This window comes from Marmoricola sp. RAF53 (genome assembly GCF_052114005.1).
In the GTDB taxonomy this organism is placed as follows: Bacteria; Actinomycetota; Actinomycetes; order Propionibacteriales; family Nocardioidaceae; genus Marmoricola.
On the sequence record NZ_JBFRDX010000006.1, the window covers coordinates 114,363 to 134,981 of the forward strand.

At 73.0% G+C, this 20,619-nt stretch carries 25 protein-coding genes; 9 read left to right on the forward strand and 16 right to left on the reverse strand.

Features of this window, described 5'->3' with window-relative positions:
- Window positions 1-2: 2 nt before the first annotated feature.
- From AB4Y76_RS07400 to mraZ, 5 genes are all read right to left on the reverse strand, one after another.
- A complete protein-coding gene (locus tag AB4Y76_RS07400; RefSeq protein ID WP_441923692.1) occupies window positions 3-1,820 on the reverse strand; it encodes a peptidoglycan D,D-transpeptidase FtsI family protein in 1,818 nt (605 codons plus the stop codon).
- Window positions 1,817-2,446 carry a hypothetical protein gene (locus AB4Y76_RS07405; RefSeq protein ID WP_441923694.1) on the reverse strand — a complete coding sequence of 210 codons (630 nt, stop codon included), beginning with the start codon at window positions 2,444-2,446 and terminating at the stop codon, window positions 1,817-1,819. The genes AB4Y76_RS07400 and AB4Y76_RS07405 overlap by 4 nt, the downstream gene beginning before the upstream one ends.
- Window positions 2,443-3,402, reverse strand: coding sequence for a 16S rRNA (cytosine(1402)-N(4))-methyltransferase RsmH (gene rsmH, locus AB4Y76_RS07410; RefSeq protein WP_441923696.1), 960 nt, complete (start codon window positions 3,400-3,402; stop codon window positions 2,443-2,445). The genes AB4Y76_RS07405 and rsmH overlap by 4 nt, the downstream gene beginning before the upstream one ends.
- A 5-nt stretch (window positions 3,403-3,407) precedes the next feature.
- The gene (locus AB4Y76_RS07415; protein ID WP_441923698.1) at window positions 3,408-3,554 is read right to left on the reverse strand and encodes a hypothetical protein; all 147 of its coding nucleotides are present in this window, start codon (window positions 3,552-3,554) and stop codon (window positions 3,408-3,410) included.
- A gap of 214 nt (window positions 3,555-3,768) precedes the next feature.
- Window positions 3,769-4,197, reverse strand: coding sequence for a division/cell wall cluster transcriptional repressor MraZ (gene mraZ / locus AB4Y76_RS07420; RefSeq protein ID WP_441923700.1), 429 nt, complete (start codon window positions 4,195-4,197; stop codon window positions 3,769-3,771).
- Between the two features lie 157 nt (window positions 4,198-4,354).
- Between mraZ and AB4Y76_RS07425 the strand changes: the two genes are divergently transcribed.
- Genes AB4Y76_RS07425 through AB4Y76_RS07435 form a run of 3 tightly spaced genes read left to right on the forward strand, consistent with a single transcriptional unit; the run spans window position 4,355 to window position 9,010 of the window.
- Window positions 4,355-5,344: an AAA family ATPase gene (locus AB4Y76_RS07425; RefSeq protein ID WP_441923702.1), complete on the forward strand. Its 990-nt coding sequence runs from the start codon at window positions 4,355-4,357 to the stop codon at window positions 5,342-5,344.
- A 4-nt stretch (window positions 5,345-5,348) separates the two neighbouring features.
- The gene (locus AB4Y76_RS07430; RefSeq protein WP_441923704.1) at window positions 5,349-6,671 is read left to right on the forward strand and encodes a DUF58 domain-containing protein; all 1,323 of its coding nucleotides are present in this window, start codon (window positions 5,349-5,351) and stop codon (window positions 6,669-6,671) included.
- Entirely contained in the window at window positions 6,668-9,010 is a 2,343-nt protein-coding gene (locus AB4Y76_RS07435; RefSeq protein ID WP_441923706.1) for a transglutaminase family protein, read from the forward strand. Before AB4Y76_RS07430 ends, AB4Y76_RS07435 begins: the two co-directional genes overlap by 4 nt.
- Before the next feature lie 56 nt (window positions 9,011-9,066).
- Here the strand turns inward: AB4Y76_RS07435 and AB4Y76_RS07440 are convergent, their stop codons facing one another.
- The 5 genes from AB4Y76_RS07440 to AB4Y76_RS07460 all read right to left on the reverse strand — a co-directional run bounded on the left by AB4Y76_RS07440 (window position 9,067) and on the right by AB4Y76_RS07460 (window position 12,440).
- Window positions 9,067-9,525 carry a DUF3040 domain-containing protein gene (locus AB4Y76_RS07440; protein WP_441923708.1) on the reverse strand — a complete coding sequence of 153 codons (459 nt, stop codon included), beginning with the start codon at window positions 9,523-9,525 and terminating at the stop codon, window positions 9,067-9,069.
- 153 nt (window positions 9,526-9,678) lie between these two features.
- Window positions 9,679-10,887: a DNA polymerase IV gene (dinB, locus tag AB4Y76_RS07445; protein WP_441923710.1), complete on the reverse strand. Its 1,209-nt coding sequence runs from the start codon at window positions 10,885-10,887 to the stop codon at window positions 9,679-9,681.
- Between the two features lie 20 nt (window positions 10,888-10,907).
- Window positions 10,908-11,645 carry a methyltransferase gene (locus AB4Y76_RS07450; RefSeq protein ID WP_441923712.1) on the reverse strand — a complete coding sequence of 246 codons (738 nt, stop codon included), beginning with the start codon at window positions 11,643-11,645 and terminating at the stop codon, window positions 10,908-10,910.
- A 57-nt stretch (window positions 11,646-11,702) separates the two neighbouring features.
- On the reverse strand, window positions 11,703-12,110 hold the full coding sequence (locus tag AB4Y76_RS07455) for an SAV_6107 family HEPN domain-containing protein (protein WP_441923714.1): 408 nt from the start codon (window positions 12,108-12,110) through the stop codon (window positions 11,703-11,705).
- 12 nt (window positions 12,111-12,122) lie between these two features.
- Window positions 12,123-12,440 (reverse strand): DUF6504 family protein, encoded by a 318-nt coding sequence (locus AB4Y76_RS07460; protein ID WP_441923715.1) that lies wholly within the window; start codon window positions 12,438-12,440, stop codon window positions 12,123-12,125.
- 187 nt (window positions 12,441-12,627) lie between these two features.
- On the opposite strand from AB4Y76_RS07460, the gene AB4Y76_RS07465 reads away from it, so the two are divergent.
- Both AB4Y76_RS07465 and AB4Y76_RS07470 read left to right on the forward strand, forming a co-directional pair.
- On the forward strand, window positions 12,628-13,122 hold the full coding sequence (locus AB4Y76_RS07465; protein WP_441923717.1) for a YbaK/EbsC family protein: 495 nt from the start codon (window positions 12,628-12,630) through the stop codon (window positions 13,120-13,122).
- 5 nt (window positions 13,123-13,127) lie between these two features.
- Complete coding sequence (locus AB4Y76_RS07470) at window positions 13,128-13,490, forward strand: ArsC/Spx/MgsR family protein (RefSeq protein ID WP_441923719.1); 363 nt, start codon at window positions 13,128-13,130, stop codon at window positions 13,488-13,490.
- A gap of 38 nt (window positions 13,491-13,528) precedes the next feature.
- Here the strand turns inward: AB4Y76_RS07470 and AB4Y76_RS07475 are convergent, their stop codons facing one another.
- Window positions 13,529-13,858: a hypothetical protein gene (locus tag AB4Y76_RS07475; RefSeq protein WP_441923721.1), complete on the reverse strand. Its 330-nt coding sequence runs from the start codon at window positions 13,856-13,858 to the stop codon at window positions 13,529-13,531.
- A 464-nt stretch (window positions 13,859-14,322) separates the two neighbouring features.
- On the reverse strand, window positions 14,323-14,967 hold the full coding sequence (locus tag AB4Y76_RS07480; RefSeq protein WP_441923723.1) for a pyridoxamine 5'-phosphate oxidase family protein: 645 nt from the start codon (window positions 14,965-14,967) through the stop codon (window positions 14,323-14,325).
- A 63-nt stretch (window positions 14,968-15,030) separates the two neighbouring features.
- Between AB4Y76_RS07480 and AB4Y76_RS07485 the strand changes: the two genes are divergently transcribed.
- Together AB4Y76_RS07485 and AB4Y76_RS07490 are read left to right on the forward strand one after the other, a co-directional pair.
- Window positions 15,031-15,612 carry a DUF4126 domain-containing protein gene (locus tag AB4Y76_RS07485; RefSeq protein ID WP_441923725.1) on the forward strand — a complete coding sequence of 194 codons (582 nt, stop codon included), beginning with the start codon at window positions 15,031-15,033 and terminating at the stop codon, window positions 15,610-15,612.
- A 63-nt stretch (window positions 15,613-15,675) separates the two neighbouring features.
- On the forward strand, window positions 15,676-16,992 hold the full coding sequence (locus AB4Y76_RS07490; protein WP_441923727.1) for a phytoene desaturase family protein: 1,317 nt from the start codon (window positions 15,676-15,678) through the stop codon (window positions 16,990-16,992).
- Here AB4Y76_RS07490 and metF read toward each other — a convergent pair whose 3' ends face one another.
- On the reverse strand, window positions 16,993-17,883 hold the full coding sequence (gene metF, locus AB4Y76_RS07495; RefSeq protein WP_441923729.1) for a methylenetetrahydrofolate reductase [NAD(P)H]: 891 nt from the start codon (window positions 17,881-17,883) through the stop codon (window positions 16,993-16,995).
- A gap of 32 nt (window positions 17,884-17,915) precedes the next feature.
- On the opposite strand from metF, the gene AB4Y76_RS07500 reads away from it, so the two are divergent.
- Together AB4Y76_RS07500 and AB4Y76_RS07505 are read left to right on the forward strand one after the other, a co-directional pair.
- The gene (locus AB4Y76_RS07500; protein WP_441923731.1) at window positions 17,916-19,016 is read left to right on the forward strand and encodes a polyprenyl synthetase family protein; all 1,101 of its coding nucleotides are present in this window, start codon (window positions 17,916-17,918) and stop codon (window positions 19,014-19,016) included.
- Between the two features lie 7 nt (window positions 19,017-19,023).
- Window positions 19,024-19,308, forward strand: a complete 285-nt coding sequence (locus AB4Y76_RS07505; protein ID WP_441923733.1) for a hypothetical protein — start codon at window positions 19,024-19,026, stop codon at window positions 19,306-19,308.
- Between the two features lie 19 nt (window positions 19,309-19,327).
- Here AB4Y76_RS07505 and AB4Y76_RS07510 read toward each other — a convergent pair whose 3' ends face one another.
- The 3 genes from AB4Y76_RS07510 to AB4Y76_RS07520 are packed head-to-tail and all read right to left on the reverse strand — an operon-like array spanning window position 19,328 to window position 20,583.
- Window positions 19,328-19,747, reverse strand: coding sequence for a barstar family protein (locus AB4Y76_RS07510; protein WP_441923735.1), 420 nt, complete (start codon window positions 19,745-19,747; stop codon window positions 19,328-19,330).
- 4 nt (window positions 19,748-19,751) lie between these two features.
- The gene (locus AB4Y76_RS07515; RefSeq protein WP_441923737.1) at window positions 19,752-20,192 is read right to left on the reverse strand and encodes a ribonuclease domain-containing protein; all 441 of its coding nucleotides are present in this window, start codon (window positions 20,190-20,192) and stop codon (window positions 19,752-19,754) included.
- Window positions 20,193-20,196: 4 nt separating this feature from the next.
- Window positions 20,197-20,583: an Rv2175c family DNA-binding protein gene (locus tag AB4Y76_RS07520; RefSeq protein WP_441923739.1), complete on the reverse strand. Its 387-nt coding sequence runs from the start codon at window positions 20,581-20,583 to the stop codon at window positions 20,197-20,199.
- Between the last annotated feature and the right edge of the window lie 36 nt (window positions 20,584-20,619).

The following is a 20,619-nucleotide window of genomic DNA, read 5'->3' on the forward strand; positions in this document are numbered from 1 at the left end:
GCTCACCACTCCACCGGCAGCGCCGCGGGAGGGGTGTTCGTCGGCGGGACGGCGTACTTCTGCAGCAGGTAGGTGAGGATCTTGCGGAACACCGGGCCGGCCGTGCCGCCACCGCTGGCCGCGCCCTGCGGCTTCTGGATCACGACGTAGACGGTGAACCGCGGGTCGTCGGCCGGGGCGAAGCCCGCGAAGGAGACCGCCAGCGAACCGTCGTAGCACTTGCAGGCCTTGCCGACCTGCTGGGCGGTACCGGTCTTGCCGGCCACCCGGTAGCCGGCGATGCCCGCGCCCGGCGCGGTGCCGGCACCCTCGGTGGTGACCATCTCCATCATCCGCGCGGTCTGCTCGGCCGCCTGCGGGCTGACCACCCGGGACCGCTTCGCCACGTCGGTGCCGTACTCGGCGCCGAGGTTGTTGCTCGCGCGTCCCTTGATCAGGCTCGGGCTGATCAGCTCGCCGCCGTTGGCGACCGCGTTGACCGCGGTGACCATCTGGAGCGCGTTGACGGAGAGGCCCTGGCCGAAGGCGATGTTCGCCTGGGTCAGGTCGGTCCAGCTCGGAAGCACCGGCAGCACGCCGCTGGACTCCGGCATGCCGATGCCGGCGCCGTGGCCGAGGCCGAACTTGTCGAGGTACTGCCACAGCTGGGCGTGGTCGAACTGGCGGGCGGCGAGCACGGTGCCGATGTTGGAGGACTTCGCGATGACGCCGGCCAGGGTGAGCCGGATCCTGTCGTGCTGGAAGTAGTCGTGGATGGTCCGGTCCATCACCGGCAGCGCCGGTGGCACGGTGATCCGGGTCCGCGGGGAGACCTTGCCCGCGTCGATGAGCGAGGAGGTGGTGAGGACCTTCTCCACCGAGCCCGGCTCGTAGACGTCGTTCAGTGCCCGGCTGCCGCGGTCGGACTTCGCCGACTTGCCCGGGGCGTTCGCGTCGTACGTCGGGTAGTCGGCCAGCGCCAGGATCTCGCCGGTCTTGGTGTCCAGCGCGATCGCCGCCCCGGACTCGGCCCGGGTGTTCTCCACCGCGGTGCGCAGCACCCGCTGGGCGTACCACTGCACGTCGCGGTCGAGGGTGAGCGTGAGGTCCTTGCCGTTGACCGGCTTGACCTCGGTGTTCTCCCCCAGCGGGATCCGGTTGCCGCCGCCGACCTCGTAGGTCTCGTGGCCGTCCTTGCCGGCCAGCCGCTTGTCGAAGGCGAGCTCAAGGCCGGCCAGCGGCTTGCCCTCGGTGCCGAGGAAGCCGAGCAGGTTCGCGGCGACGTCGCGGGCCGGGTAGTCCCGGACGGGGTCGGGACGGGTGTCCACGCCCTTGTAGCCGGCGGCCTTCACCGCGTCGAGGGCACGCTGGGCGACGGTCGCGGGCACCCGCCGGGCGAGGTAGGTGAAGCGGATCGCCGGCTTGCCCGCGGGCGCGGTCTTGCGCAGGTTGTCGAGCAGGTCGAAGTAGTCCAGCTCCAGCTTGTCGGCCAGGATCTTGGCGATCTTGTCCGCGTTCGCCCGGGTCCGCTGCGGGTCGGCCACGATCATCACGCCGGTGACGGTCTCGGCGAGCGGCACGCCGTTGCGGTCGGTGATGTTCCCGCGCTTGGCGGGCAGCGGCTCCGTGACCAGGCCCTCGGCGTCGGCCCGGGCGGCGTACGCCTTGGGGTCCAGGCCCTGGAGCTGGAGCAGCCGGACGCCGAAGAGCGAGAGCACCATCGCGATCGCGATCAGGCCGATGCGCAGCCGGATCTCCGAGGACCCACGCAGCGTTCCCTTCTGGTCACCCTTGCCGGCACCGGGTCGGTTCCGGGCCGCCGGGCGGCGAGGTTGGGTCAACGAGCTGCTCCCTGGTCCGCGGATGCTGCTCCATTCCTACCGGCTGCGGTCGCGCCGGCGGTGGAGGCAGGGCCGTGGACGGGGGTGGTTTGTCCGCCTGCGCCCGCGGTCGCGCCGGTCGTCGCCGGAGCCATCACCTTGACGATGATCGGCTTGGGCAGCAGCGGCGCCGGGAGCTGGGCGGGCAGCGGCTTGATCCGGACCGCGTCCTCGGCGACGGCGGGAGCCGGGGTACCGGCGACACGGCCGTCCGAGAGGGTCACGAACGCGGGCACGCTCGGGGCCACCATGCCGAGCCCCTTGGCCGCCTCGGCGAGCCGCTGCGGGTCGCGGAGGCGGTCGAGCTCCATGTCCAGCGACTGGCTGCGGGCGGCGAGGTCGTCGGCCTGGTTCTGCAGGCTGGTGGCGTAGAAGGAGGCCTGCTGCATCTGGGTGTTGAACATGAGGAGGCCGACCACGCCGGCCCCCAGGATGGCGAGGACCAGCACCGCGAACGGCGCCCGCGGCGCGCGGACGCGCCGGGTCGGGACCAGGGCGAGACGGGCTCGCTCGACGGCGGCCCGCTCGAGACCACGCAGCGCCGGGCGGGCGGCGCGGAATCCGGCAGGGCTCCGGAGAGTGCTCATGCGGCCTTTCCTCCTCTGGTCCGCTCCACGGCCCGGAGCCGCACGGACGCGGCGCGGGGGTTCTCGGCGATCTCGGCCTCGTTCGCCTTCTCGGCACCCCGAGTGAGCAGCCGCATCTCCGGCAGGTACTCCTCGGGGACCACCGGCAGGTCGGGGGGCGCGGTCGAGCGGGTGCGCTCGGCGAACTCGTGCTTGACCATCCGGTCCTCGAGCGAGTGGTAGCTCATGACCACGACGCGGCCGCCGACCGAGATCGAGTCCAGCGCGGCCGGGATCGCGCGGCCGAGGACGTCGAGCTCCTCGTTCACCTCGATCCGCAGCGCCTGGAAGGTGCGCTTGGCCGGGTGTCCCCCGGTACGCCGGGCCGGCGCCGGGATGACCCGGTAGAGCAGCTCGACCAGGCGGGCCGAGCTGGTGAACGGCTCCCGCTCCCGCTCCGCCACGATCGCCCGCGCGATCTGGCGGGAGAACTTCTCCTCGCCGTACGCGCGCAGGATCCGGGCCAGGTCCGCGGCCGGGTAGGTGTTGAGCACCTCCGCCGCGGTGAGGCCCTCGGTGTCGTTCATCCGCATGTCCAGCGGCGCGTCCTCGGCGTAGGCGAAGCCCCGCTCGCGGACGTCGAGCTGCATCGAGGAGACGCCGAGGTCGAAGAGGATCCCCTGCACCGCGGCGATGCCGAGGTCGGCGAGGACGTCGGGGATCTCGTCGTACACGGCGTGCACCAGGGAGGTCCGGCCGGCGAACGGGGCCAGCCGCTCGGCGGCGAGCTCGAGCGCGTGCACGTCCCGGTCGATGCCGATCAGGTGCGCCTCGGGGCAGCGGGTCAGCAACGCCTCGGAGTGGCCGGCCAGCCCGAGGGTGGCGTCGACGACGACGCTACCGGGGGCGGCGAGCGCGGGGTCCAGCAACGAGACGCACCGGTCGAGGAGGACCGGCACGTGCAGGGGGCCGCTCACCGGCCCTACTTCCCGAGCCCGACGAGGAACATGATGAGCCCGGTCATCCCGACGCTGGCTCCGGCGGAGAACGCCATCACCGCGATCCCGTCACGTACCTCGTGACGCACGCGCCGGACCGGGGTGACCGATCCTTCGGTGACTGCGCTCATGGTTTCGACCCCTGTGCCTGGCTTCGTTGACTGGCTGGTGGTGATCGCCTGACCAGGTTCGGGTCCGCTGTTCCCCCGGGAAGCGGCTTTCTGGAGCCGGGGAAGGTGCCCCAGACGGCCTGGGGGGAAGAGCGGACACGAGCCTCGTCCTGCGATCACCGTGTGTTGAGTTGTGCTGCGGTCCTGCGGTGCTGCGGTCCTGCGGTGCTGCGGGTCAGAAGCCCGGGAAGATCTCCTCGGAGACGTCGGAGAACGCCTGCTCCTGCGCTGCCGTGTACTCGGCCCACGCGCCGGGCTCCCAGATCTCGATGCGGTTGTAGATGCCGATCACGACGCACTCCTTCTCGAGCGCGGCGTACTGGCGCAGCTCCGGGGTGATCGAGATCCGGCCCTGCTTGTCGGGGACCTGCTCGGAGGCCAGCGCGAAGAGCATCCGGCCGTAGCCGCGCAGCCGGGCGTCGGTCTGCGAGGCGTTCTGGAACTTCTCCGCGAAGACGTCGAAGTCGGCCTTGGTGCGCATGTCGATCGAGCGCTCCTGCCCTCGGGTGATCACCAGCCCGTCCCCCATCGCCTCTCGGAATTTCGCCGGGAGGAAGAGGCGCCCCTTGTCGTCGAGCTTCGGGGTGAAGGTGCCGGAGAACATCGCGCCACCTCATCCCTCTCTTCCACCACTTTCCCCCACTTTACTCCACAACGCTCCACCGTCAACCACCTTCGCTCCCTTTCCCTCCCATTTTCGGGTCCGTTTCTCCCCACCGCGGACCAGCCCGGTTTTTCCGCCTATGGGGTTGACTAGGAACATGGGAGAAGAGGCGTACGACGGGACCGCGGGATCGAGCGCACCCGCCAGCGATCTGGACACGCTGCGATCGGTCACCGACCGGGTGCGCGCCAACATCGAGAAGGTGATCGAGGGCAAGCCGGACGTGGCCCGGACCGCCCTGGTCGTGCTGCTCGCCGAGGGCCACCTGCTGATCGAGGACGTGCCCGGCGTCGGCAAGACGATGCTGTGCAAGGCGCTCGCCCGGTCGATCGACCTGACCGTCCGCCGGATCCAGTTCACGCCGGACCTGCTGCCCTCCGACGTCACCGGCGTCTCGGTCTTCAACCAGGACAGCCGGAGCTTCGAGTTCCGCCCCGGCGGCGTCTTCGCCAACATCGTGATCGGCGACGAGATCAACCGCGCCTCCCCGAAGACCCAGTCCGCGATGCTCGAGTGCATGGAGGAGCGCCAGGTCACCGTCGACAACCAGACCTTCGCCCTGGAGCCGCCGTTCATGGTGATCGCGACCCAGAACCCGCTGGAGATGGAAGGCACCTACGCACTCCCCGAGGCCCAGCGCGACCGCTTCCTCGCCCGGGTCTCGATGGGCTACCCGGTCGAGGCCGCCGAGATCGCGATGCTCTCGGCGCGGGACAACGCCAGCCCGCTCGACGACCTCGAGCCGGTCACCGACGCCGCCGAGATCCGCAAGCTCGTCGCCGTGGTCTCCGGCGTGCACGTCTCCTCGGCGGTGCAGCGCTACGCGGTCTCGATCGCGACCGGCACCCGGCGTTCGGGCGAGCTGCGCCTCGGCGCCTCACCGCGCGCCACCCTCCACCTGGTCCGCGCCGCGAAGGCGCAGGCCGCGATGGCCGGCCGCGAGTACGTCGTCCCCGACGACGTCCGCGATCTCGCACCCGCCGTCCTGGCCCACCGGCTGCTGCCCACGGTCGAGGCGGCCATGAGCGGCCGCACCCCGGCCACCATCCTCGGCTCGGTGCTCGAGTCGGTCGCCGTCCCGCACTGAGACCATGACCGCCCTCTCCCGCGCTACTTCCCGTGCCCCGGCCACCGGTGCTGCGGCACGCCCCCGGCCCGAGGCGTTCAAGGAAGCCCTCGGCTCGTTCACCAACCGCGGCCGCGGGTTCGTCGCCGGCGGCGTCGCCGCCTCGCTGTGCGGCATCGTCCTCGGCGAGCGCGACCTGGTGCGGATCGGGTTCGTCGTCCTGCTCCTGCCCGTGGTCGCCGCGTTCTGGGTCGCCCGGTCCGGGAACCGGCTCGGCCTGGTCCGCACGCTCTCCAGCACCCAGATCGAGGTCGGCCAGAGCTCGACGGTGCACCTCGAGATCACCAACGTCGGGCCGACCACCGGCCTGCTGCTCGTCGAGGAGCAGCTTCCCTGGGTCCTCGGCAGCCGGCCGCGCTTCGTGGTCGACGCGATGCGCCCGCGCCGGGTGCGCCGGATCGACTACCAGGTCCGGGCCGAGCAGCGCGGCCGCTACGAGATCGGCCCGCTCCGGCTCCGGGTCGGCGACCCCACCGGCATGGTCGAGCTCCAGCGCTCCTTCACCCGCACCGCGGCGCTCGTCGTCATCCCCGCCGCGGAGCCGCTCCCCGCCATCCCGCTGCACGGCGCCTGGACCGGCAGCGGCGACAACCGGCCGCGGCCGTTCGCCAGCGGCAGCGCGGCGGACGTGATGGTCCGCGAGTACCGCCGCGGCGACGACCTGCGCCGGGTGCACTGGCGCAGCACCGCCCGCACCGGCGAGCTGATGGTGCGCCGCGAGGAGCAGCCCTGGCAGTCGCGGTGCACCCTGCTCATCGACAACCGCGAACGGGCGCACCGCGGGCACGGCCCGGACTCCTCCCTGGAGAGGGCCGTCACCGTGACCGCCTCGATCGCGGTCCACCTCGCCTCCCAGGGCTTCCAGGTGCGCCTGGTCAGCGCGCTCGGCGACGAGACCGAGCACGGCTGGCACGACGACGACGTCCCGCTCGGCGCGCGGCCCGTCCTCGAACGGCTCGCCGTCCTCCCGGCGACGCCGACCGAGCACCTGCACACCGGCTGGATCGACGAGTCCGTCACCGCCGGCATGCTGATCGCCGTCGTCGGCGCGCTCGACGACCACGACCGAGCGCTGCTCGCCCGGCTCCACCACCGCAACAACGCCGCCAGCGCGATCGTGCTCGACGTCGACAGCTGGCTGGGCCGGGTCGCACGGGCCGCGAACGCCGCCGCCCCGGCCGGCGACCGGCCGGCCCTGGCACCCTGGCTGCGGCAGCGCGGCTGGAAGGCGTCCTCCCTCGCGCGCGGCGAGTCCCTCCCCGCCGCCTGGCAGGAGCTCGGCCGGTGAAGGGCCGGTTCACCGCCCTGGCCGGCGTCGCGGCGATCGCGGGGCTGATGGCCTGGGTGGCGCTGCAGTCCTGGCGCGGCCTGGTCGAGGAGCCCAACAGCTTCCTCGGTCCTGCCCTGACCGGAACCATCCTGGTGGTCCTGGTCGGCGCACTCGGACGCACCGCCCGCTTCCCGTTCTACGCGGTCCTCGCCCTCCAGGTCCTGGTCCTGCTGGTCTGGCTCGAGCACCGGATCACGCCCGGGACGGGGCTCGCCGGCTGGGTCCCGAGCGCGACCGGGGTGCAACGCCTCGGCGACGCGGTCGCCCGCGGTGCCGCGGACATCAACACCTTCGCCTCCCCGGTGAGCACCGAGCACCCGGACGCCGCCTTCTACCTGCTCGCCACCGGCATGCTGGTGGTCCTGTCCGTCGACCTGCTCGCCTGCGGGCTGCGGCGGGCACCGTGGGCCGGGCTGCCGATCGTGATCACCCTGACGGTGCCGATCAGCGTGCTCGAGGAGCCGCTCAGCTGGCTGGTCTTCCTCGTGGTCGCGATGCTGTTCGCGCTGCTGCTCTCCACGCAGCAGATCGAGCGGGTGCGCGCCTGGGAGCACGCGCCCGGCGCCGCCGAGCGCCACGACTCGGTGCTGCGCCCCGCCGAGGGGACCTCGCTGCGGGCCGGCGCGCTCCGGATCGGGCTGGCCACGGCCGCGGGCGCCCTGGTGCTCCCGATCCTGGTGCCGGTGACCGGTGGGATGTTCGGCAGCGGCAAGGGCGGCAACGGCTCCGGCGGCGAGGACCAGACCGTCACCCTGGTGAACCCCCTGGTGGACCTGCACCGCGACCTGGTCGACCAGAACCACATCCCGCTGCTCACCGCGACGACCGACGACCCGGACACCAGCTACCTGCGCACCACCGTGCTCGACCAGTTCGACGGCCGGCGCTGGAAGCCGTCGCAGCGGGACATGCCCGCGGACAACAAGGTCGACGGCGCGCTCCCGCACCCGCCCGGCCTGCCGTCGCTGATCGGCAACAGCAGCGAGTGGTCGCTGCGGTTCGAGCCGCGGTTCCACTCCTCCTGGCTGCCGGCCCCGTTCCCGCTGCGGTCGATGCGGGTGAGCGAGGGCGACTGGCGCTACGACGGCCGCACCATGGACTTCGCCAACGTCGACAAGCGCACTCCGGCCGGCATCACCTACGACCTGGTGGCGGTCCACCCGAGCATCGACTCCGTGCAGCTCGACAACGCCGTCGCGGCGCCGAGCGCCGTCCGGACGCCGATGATCGCGCTCCCGGACAACCTGCCGCCGGTCGTCGAGGACATCGCCCGCCAGGTGACTGCCGACGGGCGGTCGGCGTACGAGAAGGCGGTGCTGCTCCAGAACTGGTTCCGCAGCAGCGGCGGCTTCACCTACTCCCTGGAGCCCGGTGTCGACCCCGGCAGCAGCATGGACGCGCTGGTCGCGTTCATCACCACCGACAAGATCGGCTACTGCGAGCAGTACGCCGCCGCGATGGCGATCATGGCGCGCAGCCTGGGCATCCCGGCCCGGGTCGCGGTCGGCTTCCTCAGCCCGGACGACAACGGCGACGGCACCTACACCTACACCAGCGACGCGCTGCACGCGTGGCCGGAGATCTACTTCTCCGGCAGCGGGTGGGTCCGGTTCGAGCCGACGCCGAGCGCCCGCACCGGTGCACCGCCGTCGTGGACCCAGGAGCGCGCGACGAACGCCCCGTCGGCCCGCCCGAGCGCGGCCGCGACGTCCGCGAACCAGCGTCCGGACAGCGAGCTCGCCCAGCGCTCCGACGCCGTCAGCGCCCAGGACAGCTCGGTGACCACACCGCTGGCCTGGATCGCCCTCGGCATCCTGGCCCTGGCCGCGGCCACGGTGCCCGCACTCGTCCGCCGCCGGCAGCGCCGCCTCCGGCTGGAGCCGGCCGGCACGCTGGACTCGGACCGGGTCGCAGCCGGCCTGTGGAACGAGCTGCTGGCCACCGCGGAGGACCTGCGGGTCCCGCTGCCCGCGGAACGGTCCGTCCGCGACGTCGCCGTCGCCCTCAGCGAGAGGATCGGCCCCGGGCCCGACGACGGGGCCGCGCTGGCGGAGCTGGTCGCGTTCCTGGAGCGCGCCCGGTTCGGCCGCACGTACGAGGTCGAATCCACGTCCCTGCACACCATGACCCGGGTGGTGCGCACCTGGTGCCGACTGCTCGCCGAGGACGCGTCGCGCAGCCGGCGCGCGGCCGCACGGGTGCTGCCGCGCTCGATCTTCACCCGCCGCGGCACCGCCGAGCTCGCCCCGGTCACCCGCGCCGAGTCCGAGACCGTGGGCGCCGGCGAGATCAGCTGAGAAGCAGCAACGCCGTGGCCCACGGCCACGGCGTCTCGGTGCGGAAGTCTCGGGGTCTAGTAACCCTGGTCGCGCCGGTGCTGCCAGCGCTGTTCCATGCGCTGCATGAAGGTGCCCTGCTTGCGGGCCTTCTGCTTGCGCGGCTTGCGGGGCTTGGAGGCCCGACCGCCCTGGATCACGTCGAAGCGGTGGCCGCGGTCGTCGAAGTCGAACAACGCGTCGGGAGCGGGACGCTCCTCCGGCACGCGATGACCGCGCCAGGTCGCCAGACCGAGGGTCGCCGACACCAGCATGACCAGGAATCCGATCACCCCGAGCCAGGTCTGCCCGGCCATCGCACCGCCCATGAGCAGGGCGATGCCTCCGACGAAGACGACGACGGCGCCGATGGTGCGCATCCGTACGACGCGGCGCAGCGTGCGGCCCTGGAGCGCGGAGACGAACTTCGGGTCCTCCGCGGCGAGGGCCCGTTCCATCTGCTCCAGCAGACGAAGCTCCTCTTCCGAGAGCGGCACGGCTTCCTCCAGGTGGTGAGTCCGGTGACAGGGACTGCTCCCAAGTCTAGGCAGGGAGGACGAAACGCGGTAGGCGGGATGCGGAATTCTCAGGGAACTGGTCCAGCGCTCTTCCCGAGGGCCACCGGACCCTCGCCGGAGGCCGGCTCGGGCTCACGGACGGTCCCCCGCGAGCAGCGTCGCCGGCCGCACGGCGCCCCGGCCGAACCGGGTGCGGGCCCGGTCCATCGCCCGGTCGGCCTCGGGCCACCCGCGTTCGCGCTCCCCCAGGACGCCCTGCCGCTGCGCGCCGGCCCGCGGCCGCAGGCCCTCGACCCGGACCCCGACGAGCCGGACCCGGCGGCCCTGGCTCGTCTCCTGGCCGAGCGCGTCGTAGAGGAGCACGGCCGTCCGGTGCACCTCGGCGGTGACGTCGGTGGGGTCGCTGAGCGTGTGCGACCGGGTGAGGGTGGTGAAGTCGGCGTACCGGACCCGGATGGCGACGGTGCGCCCGGCCAGGCCGGCGTGCCGCATCCGCGCCGTGACCCGTCCGGCGAGGCGCAGCAGCTCGCGGTGGATCACCTCCGGGTCGGCGACGTCACGCCCGAAGGTCTCGTCGGACCCCATGCTGCGCTCCGGGTCCTCGTCGGCGCGGCGCGGCGTGAGCACCGACCGGTCCGTCCCCCACGCGAGCTGGTGGAGCTGGGCCGCCGCCGCCGCGCCGACGACGTGCCGCAGCGTCTCCGCCGGCATCTGCGCCACGTCCCCGACGGTCTCCAGCCCGATCTTGCGGAGCTTCGCGCGGGTCCGCGGGCCGACCCCGAACAGCTCGCCGACGTCGAGCGGGTGCACGGCGCTGACGATCTCGTCGGGCCGGACCACGAGCAGACCGTCGGGCTTCGCCCGCTTGCTCGCGAGCTTGGCCACCGAGACGGTCGCGGCCAGCCCGACCGAGCAGGTGACCCGCTGCTCGTCGTGGATCCGCGCCCGGAGCAGCTCGGCGATCTGCAGCGGCGACCCGAGCCGGCGCGCGGCACCGCGGACGTCCAGGAACGCCTCGTCCAGGGAGTACGCCTCCACCAGCGGGGTGACCGACCGGAACGTCTCCATCACCGAGCGCGACACCGTCTCGAACTCCCCGAATTCCGGGGAGATCCGCACCGCCTGCGGACAGAGCCGGCGGGCCTCGGTGCCGGACATGCCGGAGCGGACCCCGTAGGCGCGCGCCGGGTAGTTCGCCGACAGTACGACGCCACGGTGGCCGCCCCCGACGATCACGGGAACGTCGTGCAGCTCCGGACGGTCGCGGATCGCGACGGAGGCGTAGAACGCGTCCATGTCCACGTGCAGGATCGGGCAGACCGCGGAGCCGTCCTCATTCACGGGCCACCGGCCCGGGTCGGTCAGACCGTGGCGACCGCGTGCAGCTGGGCGGCGAGGGCGCGGTACTCGACCCGCCCGGCGACGGCCCGCTCCAGGTCGAGCAGACCGCCGATCGCCCCCGGCTCGAGGTCGAGCAGCGAGGACGGCACCAGATCGGCGAAGACCCGCACGCCATGGATCTCGGGCTCCCCGAAACCGGTCCGCGCGAGCAGGTCGACCAGCTCCTCGGCGGTGAACCGGTGCTCGGTCCCCCGCGCTTCCGGGCGGGCCTCGTCGTCGCTTCCGTCGAGGAGGTCGCGGGCCTGGGTGAACTGACCGGCCATCGCTCGGGCGAGGACGGCCGCGTGCCGTTGGCCGACCAGGACGCTGAGCGCTCCCCCGGGCCGGAGCGTCGCCCGCAGCGTGCCGAGCGCGGCGGCCGGGTCGACGACGAGGCCGAGCACCTCGTGGCACAGGACCAGGTCGACGCTTCCCGGGGCGACCAGGTCGCCGAGGCCGGAGAGGTCGCCCTGCTGCCCGGCGACACGGTCGGCGACGTCCCGCTCGGCAGCACGCCGGCCGAGCGCGGCGAGGGCGTCCGGGCTCGGGTCGACGACGGTGACCCGGTGCCCGAGCTCGGCGACCCGGACCGCGAAACCACCGGTGCCGCCACCGATGTCGAGGACCACCAGGTCCTGCTTCCCGGCGAGGTGCCGCTGCACCGCCTCCCACACGACGGCGGTGCGGATCGAGGCACGGCGCTCCAGAGGTCGCTCCATGCAACGCACCCTAGTGCCGAGGCGCCAGCCACCACGTCCGACACCTCAGCCGTCGGCTCAGGCGACTCGAAACGGTGCATGGCTGGTGAGCCCGAGGCTCGTCTCGATCAAGGCGAGGAAGCGGTCGGCGTCGCGGACCAGGTCGTCGGCTTCCCGCTCGGTGACCGCGCGCCGCGAACCGGCCTCGGCGGCGGCACGCTTCTGGGCGCCCGCGGAGAAGAACGTCGCCCACTCCTGGAGCTCGGGGGCGACCTCGGCGAGCAGCACCCAGGCGTTCTTCTGCCGCCGGCGTGCTGCCGGCAGCGGCTGGGCCCGGGCGGCCAGGAGGGCCGCGGTGGCGCGCAGCGCGGCCACGTGGGCCAGCGCGTACCGCTGCGGGACGTCGGTGCAGGTGATCGCCTCGCGCAGCGACTCGGCGGAGCGTTCGAGGTAGGAGTGCGTGGAAGCGGGCAGGAGGAAGTCCACGGGGAGCACCGTTCAGTCGAGGGAGCCGGCGAGACGCCAGACACCGCGGGTCGGGTCGAACGCGAGGTCGAAGACGCCGAAACCGGGATCGTCGGCCGTGGCGACAGCGCGGCCACGGGCGGCCGAGACCCGCCAGACCTCGCGCTCGCGGAGCAGCTCGGAGCGACCGGGTCGCTCCTCGGGACGGCGCAGCCACCACGCGCCGGTCTCGACCCAGTGCGCGAGCACCTCGCGCACCTGCCAGAGCCGGCCGCGCCACAGGAACTGCTGCGGGCCGTCATCCGGGACCGGACCCTTGCGCACCTCCACCAGGTCGTCGTACTGCCGCACCGCCTGCTCCTTCCGTCGGGACGACCCCGCTTGTCGGTGGCCCGGTGGAGGATGGGGGTCGAGGTCATCCCCCACCGGACCGTCGTTCGAACAGGTGTTCGAACAAGTCCAAGGTACACCGCCCCACGGACAACGCGTCAAGCCCCGTTCCGACCTCGCGGACCACCGGTGGGATAACTTCCGCGTCATGGCCGAGAACGACACCGAGAACGACACCGAGCACTCCTCGATCGCCCGCTTCCGCAGCGCACTCGAAGCCGCCGGCGGGCAGGGCCGGATCGTGGTCCTCCCCGACTCCGTGCACACCGCCGCGCTCGCCGCCGAGGCTCTCGGCTGCGAGGTCGGCGCGATCGCGAACAGCCTGCTCTTCGAGGCGGCCGGCGAGCCCGTCCTGATCCTCACCTCCGGCGCGCACCGGGTCGACGTGCAGAAGGCCGCCGACCAGATCGGCGTCGAGGCACTGCGCCGGGCCAAGCCGGAGTTCGTGAAGGAAGCCACCGGCCAGGTCATCGGCGGCGTCTCCCCGATCGCGCACCCGGCCCCGATCCGCACCTACCTGGACCCGGCCCTGCGGCAGTACGCGACCCTGTGGGCCGCGGCCGGCCACCCTGCCGCCGTCTTCTCCACCACGTACGACGAGCTCGCCGCGATGACCGGCGCGGAAGAGATCGAGGTGAACTGACCGTCATGGCCGTCGAGATCTGGATCAACCCGGCGTGCAGCAAGTGCCGCAGCGCCAAGGCCGACCTGGACGCCGCAGGCGTCGAGTACGTCGAGCGCCGCTACCTCGACGACCCGCCGACGACCGCCGAGCTCGGTGCCGTGCTGGACCGGCTCGGCCTGCAGCCCTGGGAGATCGCCCGTCCGGCCGAGACCCGCGAGGCGGGCATCGCGATCGCGAAGGACGCGGAGCACCGCGACGCGTGGATCGCCGCCCTGGTCGCGCACCCGCGCGCGATCCAGCGCCCGATCATCACCGCCAGCGACGCGACCACCGTGGTCGCCCGTGACCCCGCCACGGTCGCCGGCGTGATCGCCCGCGAGCTCTAGTAGAGCCCTTCGCGGTACCGCTCGCCGTAGTAGGTCCGTCAAGAAGTGTTCGGGTCGGGCAGATCGAACTTGCGGAAGAGTCGCTCCCGCGACGCCCGCTCGACGTCGTCGTACGGAACATTGTTCGGATCTGTCCCTTCGATCCAGTGCGCTTGCAGTTGATCGCCACACCGGACCATCAGCGCCACAGCGTAGAGGTCGGCGTGCTGCTCAGCAGCCCAAGTCAGCACGTCAGAAACATCCGCACCCAGGATCTCGTGAACTCCACAAGCGAAGGAATCCCCGTGCCGGTCGAACAAGAAGACGCGGAAGGTGGGGCCGTCAAACTCGCTGTCCGTCGATTCCTCATCGACTTCGCTGACTCGCATCCCTGCTCCCTCCGCATCAGTTCGACCGGCACGAGGATAGGCAGTCGCTGATCGATCAGCAGTCCTTCACCTTCGTGTAGCCATGACGGACGCTGACGCCAGACTTGCCGTTAGCCCGGTGTTCGGCCTTGAAACTCCCGGAGATCGACTGGCCATTCCCGCATCTGACGACCGGACTGCCCTTGGCGGGGATCCAGGTCCGTGAAGTTCGAGACGCCAACAGGAACCTTGTGGATAACCGACGCTGTCCACCGGATATCAATTCGGGCCGGCGACGACGCAGGGCGAGACCCTGGCGGCCGGATTCAGCGGCACCCACCCCCACGTGGACTGGTCCATGCCCCTCGCGAGGGCAGCGTCAGCCACGAACAGGGCGCCCGTGCCCCCTGGACAGTCGCCGGCGTGATCGCCTGCGAGCGGGCCCAGGTTTCGAGACGGTCGCTGCGACCTCCTCAATCGCCGTTCTAGTACAGCCCCTCGCGGTACCGCTCGCCGTAGTACGCGTCGAGCTCCTCCAGGCTGCGCCCGGACGGCTCCAGCCGCTGCGCGAGCACCGCCCGTCGCGGCACCGTGCCCTCCGGGTCCCAGGTCTCCGGGTCCCACAGGCCCGAGCGCAGGAACGCCTTCGCGCAGTGGTGGAAGACCTCCTCGACGTCGACGACCACGGCCAGCACCGGCCGGTGGCCCTGGACGACCATCGCGTCGAAGAACGGCGCGTCGGCGACCAGCCGCGCGCGCCCGTTGACCCGCAGGGTGTCGCCGCGGCCCGGGATCAGGAAGCAGAGCCCCACCTGCGGGTTCTCCAGGATGTTGCGGTAGCCGTCGGCGCGCCGGTTCCCGGGCCGTTCCGCCAGCGCGATCGTGGTGTCGTCCACGACGTGCACCAGGTCGCCCGCCGGGTCCCCCTTCGGCGAGGCGTCGCAGGCGCCGTCGGCCCCCGCGGTCGCGAGCAGGCAGAACGGCGAGGCGGCCAGCCAGTCCCGGTCCACATCGGTCAGCGCGTGCCGCACCTTGTCGCGCACCCGCGGGATCGGCTCGCCGATCACCGCGACCAGCGCGTCCAGGTCGGCGATCTCGGTCCAGCCTGCTTGCACTCCGCGGTCTGCCACGCTGCGACCGTACGCCGGCCGCAGGTCCGGCGGCGACCGGGTTTCCCGCTCTAGGCTCGGGACGTGGACCTGCTCCCCCTCGTCTTCTCCGGCGGCTGGGTCAGTGGCGTGAACGCCTACCTGACCCTGCTCGTCCTCGGCCTGGTCGACCGCTACTCCGACGTCTCCGAGGTGCCCGACGCGCTCGGCCGCACCGACGTGCTGCTCGTCGTCGGGCTGCTCTGCGCGATCGAGTTCGTCGCCGACAAGGTCCCCTACGTCGACTCGACCTGGGACGCCGTCTCGACCGTGGTCCGGCCGGCCGTCGGGACCGCGCTCGCGCTGATGGTGACCGGGGAGGCGACGTCGGTGCAGCAGGCGGCGTACGCGGTGCTCGGCGGCGGAACCGCCCTGACCAGCCACGCGGTGAAGGCGGGCGGGCGGCTGGCGATCAACACCTCGCCGGAGCCGTTCACCAACGTCGTCRCCAGCGTCGCCGAGGACGTCACCGTCGTCGGCGTCGTGCTGCTGGCGATCCACCACCCGTGGCTGGCCGCGGCGATCTGCCTGGTGCTGCTCGTCGCCGGGATCGTGCTGCTGCGCCTGCTGCTCCGGCTGGTCCGCCGCGGCTGGGCACGCTGGAAGGGAAGGCCGGCGCCGGCGTAGCCGGGACCGGTGCGCCGCCCGTACCCAGCCCGTACCCACCCCGGGCCCCCTAAGGTTGCCGCCATGGCGCGTGTGGTGGTGGTCGGTGGTGGTTTCGGCGGGCTCGCGAGCGCGGCCCGGCTCGCCAAGCTCGGGCACGAGGTGACCCTGCTCGAGGCCGCGCCCGCGCTGGGCGGCTGCCTCGGCACCGTCGAGCAGGACGGCTTCCGGTGGGACTCCGGGCCCACCACGACGCTGCTGCCCGCGGTGATCCGCGACTTCTTCCGCAAGTCCGGCCGGGCGGCGGAGAAGGAGATCGACCTGGTGCCCGTCGAGCCGGTCGCCCGGCACCGGTTCACCGACGGCACCGAGCTCGACCTGCCCGGCGGCAGCCGCGGCGCCCAGCTCGACGCGGTCGGGACCGCGCTCGGCGGCGACGCCGGCACCCGCTGGGTCGGCTACGTCGACGCGCAGCGGGACGTCTGGGAGGCCCTGCGCAAGGACGTGTACGAGCGACCCTGGTCGCCCGAGCACGCCCCCAAGCCGACCCGCGAGATCCTCGACAGCCGGCTGTCCCTGCACAAGGTGGTGCACCGCACCTTCAAGGACGCCCGCCTCCGCGACCTCGCGCTGCACCACGCCCGGCTGGAGGGGCACGACCCGCGGAACGTGCCGGCGTGGTTCGGGATGTGGTCCTACGTCGAGCAGAACTTCGGGGTGTGGACGCTGCCCGGCGGCATGGGCCAGCTCACCGACGTGCTGACGCAGCGGCTCGCCACCCGCGGCGTCACCGTCCTGACCGGGACCCCGGCCCGCGACCTCGTCRTCGAGGGCGGCCGCGTCGTGGCGGTCAAGGCCGACCGGGACGGCGAGGTGCACGACCTCCCGGCCGACCACGTCGTCGTCGCCATCGACCCGCGCCGGCTTCCCGCCCTGGCCCGGCTGGTCGAGCGCACGATGCCGGCGATCCCGCCGGTCGTCTCCCACATCGGACTCGAGGGCGAGGTCCCCGAGCTGCCCCAGGAGGTCGTCCTGCACGGCGACCCGTCCCTGGTGCTGCGCACGAACGGCACCGCCCCGGCGGGAGCGCACGCCTGGACCGTGCTCGGCCGCGGCAAGCTCGCCGAGGACATCGTCGTCGCCCTGGCCCGGGCCGGGATCAGGGTGCGCGAGCAGGTGGTCACCCGGGTCGACCGCTCCCCCAAGGACCTGGTCGGCGACTGGGGCGGGTCGCCGTACGGGGTGCTGTGGCAGGGCCGCGGCACGTTCACCCGCCGCCTCGGCAGCACCACCCCGGTCGCCGGCGTCCACGTCGCCGGCGCGCACGCGACCACCGGCGCTGGCCTGCCCAGCGTGGGCCTGTCGGCCGCGTTGGTGGCGCAGGTGATCGGCCCGGCCTGATCAGGCGTGGCAGGCGAGGGCGGTGTAGATCTCCCGCGTCGCCTTCGACCGGTTGAGCGTGTAGAAGTGCAGGCCGGGTGCACCGCCGGCGAGCAGGTCGTCGCAGAGCTCGGTGGCGATCCGGATGCCCTCGGCGCGGACCGCCTCGGGGTCGCCGGCCAGCGGCTCGATCCGGGCCAGCACCTCGGCCGGCATCTCGCGCCCGGAGAGCTCGACCATCTTCTTCATCGAGCCGATCGCGAGGATCGGCATGATGCCCGGGATGATCGGCATGTCGATGCCGGCCGCCCGGCAGCGCTCGACGAGGCCGAAGTAGTCCGAGGCGCGCAGCACCATCTCGGTGACGCCGAACTCCGCGCCGGCGTCGTACTTCGCCTTCATCACCGCGACGTCCTGGTCCAGCGACGTCGAGTCGCGGTGGCCCTCGGGGAAGACGGCGACGCCGACCGAGAACCGGCCGCGGCGGTGGATCAGGTCGACCAGCTCGGCGGCGTAGTCGACGCCGCCCGGGGTCGGGACCCAGGTGGTGCCGGGGCCGCCCGGCGGGTCGCCGCGCAGGGCGAGGACGTTGCTCACGCCCGCGTCGGCGAGCGAGTCGAGAATGGCGCCGAGCTCCTCGACGGTGTGCCCGACGCAGGTCAGGTGGGCCATCGGGGTCATCGTGGTCTCCCGCGCGATCCGCCCGGTGATCTCGATGGTGCGGTCCCGGGTGGAGCCACCGGCGCCGTACGTCACCGAGACGAACGTCGGCCGCAGCTGCTCGAGCTCGCCCAGCGAGCGCCACAGGACTTCCTCGCCGGCCGCGTCCTTCGGCGGGAAGAACTCGAACGAGAAGGAGCGCTCTCCCGCTGCCAGCAGGGTCGCGATGCTCGTTGCCTGTCCCGTCGCCATGGGCCAGAGGATACGAGGGCTACGCTCGCCGCGTGACAGAGTCTCAGGATGTCGTCCCGGCCGCGGGCCCCGGTGCCGGGTGGGACCCGGCCGAGTTCCGCGCCGGCATCGAGCGCACCGTGCAGGCCTTCGTCGACACCCAGGCCGCCTGGCTCGACGCGCTCGGCGAGGACGCCCAGCGGCTCGTCGAGCACGCCCGGGTCAGCGTCACCGGCGGCAAGCGGTTCCGGGCCGCCTTCTGCTGGTGGGGCCACCTCGCCGTGGCGCCGACCGCCGACCCCGAGGAGCTGCTGCGTGCCTGCGCGTCGCTGGAGCTGCTGCACGCGAGCGCCCTGGTGCACGACGACTACATGGACGCCTCCGACACCCGGCGCGGCCGCCCGGCCACCCACCGCGCCTTCGAGGCCCTGCACCGCGAGCGCGGCTGGTCCGCCAGCGCGGCCCAGTACGGCGCCTCCGCCGCGATCCTCCTCGGCGACCTGCTGCTCTCCTGGTCCGACGAGATGCTGCGCACCTGCGGGCTGCCCGCCGACCGGGTCCTGGACGCGCTCGGCTACTTCGACCAGACCCGCAGCGAGGTCGTGACCGGGCAGTTCCTCGACGTCTCCGCCCAGGCCCGCGGCACCAGCGACGTCGACCTGGCGATGACCGTGGTCCGCTACAAGTCCGCGAAGTACTCGATCGAGCGCCCGCTGCACATCGGCGCCGCCCTGGCCGGTGCCGACCGCGCGACCGTCGAGCAGCTGACCCGCTTCGGGCTCCCGCTCGGCGAGGCGTTCCAGCTCCGCGACGACCTGCTCGGGGTGTTCGGCGACCCCGAGGTGACCGGGAAGCCTGCCGGCGACGACCTCACCGAGGGCAAGCGGACCGTGCTGATCGCGATGGCGCTCGAGACTCTCGACGGGGCCGACCGGGACCGGCTCGACTCGAGCCTGGGCCGCCCGCTCACCGCGGACGAGGTCGCCGACCTGCGCCGCCTGATCGACGGCAGCGGAGCCCACGCCCGCGTCGAGGAGCTGATCACGTCCCTGACCGATCGCGCGCTGGCGGCGCTGGACGCGGCGGACATCCGCGAGGAGGCCCGCGAGGTGCTCCGCCAGCTCGCCGCGGCAGCGACCCAGCGGACGGTCTGAGCCAGTCGTGCGCGGGATCTTCTTCGACGAGGACGAGGCCCGGGAGGTCGAGCGCCAGCTCGCCGCCGACGGGTACGACGTCGCGCTGAGCCGGGTCGCCTACGCCGGCGAGGACGACGACGAGGACCACCCGTGGGCCGTCACGACGGACGCCCCGGCGGTGGTGCTGGAGATCCTCGTCGACCACCACGACGGCTGGCTCGACGACGACACCGAGGCGCCCGCGGAGGCGGCGTACGCGCCGGTCGACCTGCCGGACTCCCCGAAGCGGCACCACCGGCCACCCTCCTGAGCAGTGCCGGACGGCGGCCTCAGGAGTCGAGCGAGCGCACGTCCGGCTCGGGCCCGTCGCCGCGCAGCAGCACGCTGAACGGCACCGCACCGGTCCCGGCCCGGTCCTGCAGCACCTCCAGGACCGCGGCGAAGGCGGGCGCGTCCCCGCGGGCGAAGACGCCCCAGCCGTCCCAGAGCACCACGGTGGGTTCGAGGACGTCGGCCAGGCAGTCGGCGAAGGCGTCCAGGTTGCGCCCGAACCACTCCGGGAACGCCAGGGCCGCGGCGAAGGCGTCCAACGTGTCGGTCTTCGTCGGGTTCCGCCAGCCGTCCACGTGGCCGAGCAGTGCGCCGGCGCGCTCGACGCTGGCGCGCACGTCCTCGACGTCGAAGGCGGCGTGCCAGCGGTAGACGCCGGGGTCGTGGCGGCCGGCGAGCAGCGCGGCGAGTCCACTCATCGGTTCACTCCTCGATCCGCCGGAACGACGCGTAGTGGTCGCTCGTCCAGTACAGCCTGCCGTCCTGGCCGGCGACGATCCGGCGCGCCCCGCGGTCGGACTCCCCGGGCGTCGGCACCGTGTACTCGCGGTAGAAGCCGCGCGGCCGCGACGGCAGCAGGCCCTCGCGGTTGCCGAAGGTGACGCCGTCGCGGTCGTAGCGGAACGGGCCGCCGGCGTGGATCGCCCGGGCGACCGCGCGTGCCTCCGGCGGCAGGTCGGCGAGCCCGACGGTGTCACCCGCCCCTGCGGTGGCCCCTGAGGTGGCCGCGCCTGCGGTGGCCCCTGAGGTGGCCGTGGACCCGCCGGCGGGCTCGTCGCCCGAGGGCTGCTGGGACCACCAGAGCAGGCTCGCCGCCAGCAGCGCGCCGACGAGGGCGAGCAGCGTCCGGGTCCGCGGACTCATCGGCTCAGAGCGACATCGCCTGGGCGCGCCGCTTCACCTCGGAGCCGCGGTTCTCCCGGAGCGCGTCGATCGGGCGCCCGGGCAGGGTGTCGTCGACGGTGAACAACCAGGTGAGGATCTCGCGGTCGTCGTACCCGCCGTCGTGGAAGACGGTGAGCAGCCCGGGCACACCCTTGACGATCTCGCCGTCCATGATCAGCTCGGCCGGCACCTTCTGGCCCGCGCCCGGGACGGGGACCGCCGCAGCCAGGTGGTGCTCGCGGATGTACTGGCGGACCTTGTTGACCGAGACGCCGAGCGCCTCGCCCGCCGCCTTCCAGTCCAGCCAGTCGCTGATCAGGGCCCCCAGGTCGGGGCCTTCGTCCGGTGTCATCGCCGTGGTCTCGCTCACGCCCCCATGCTCGCACCGATGCGGCGATGCCGCGAT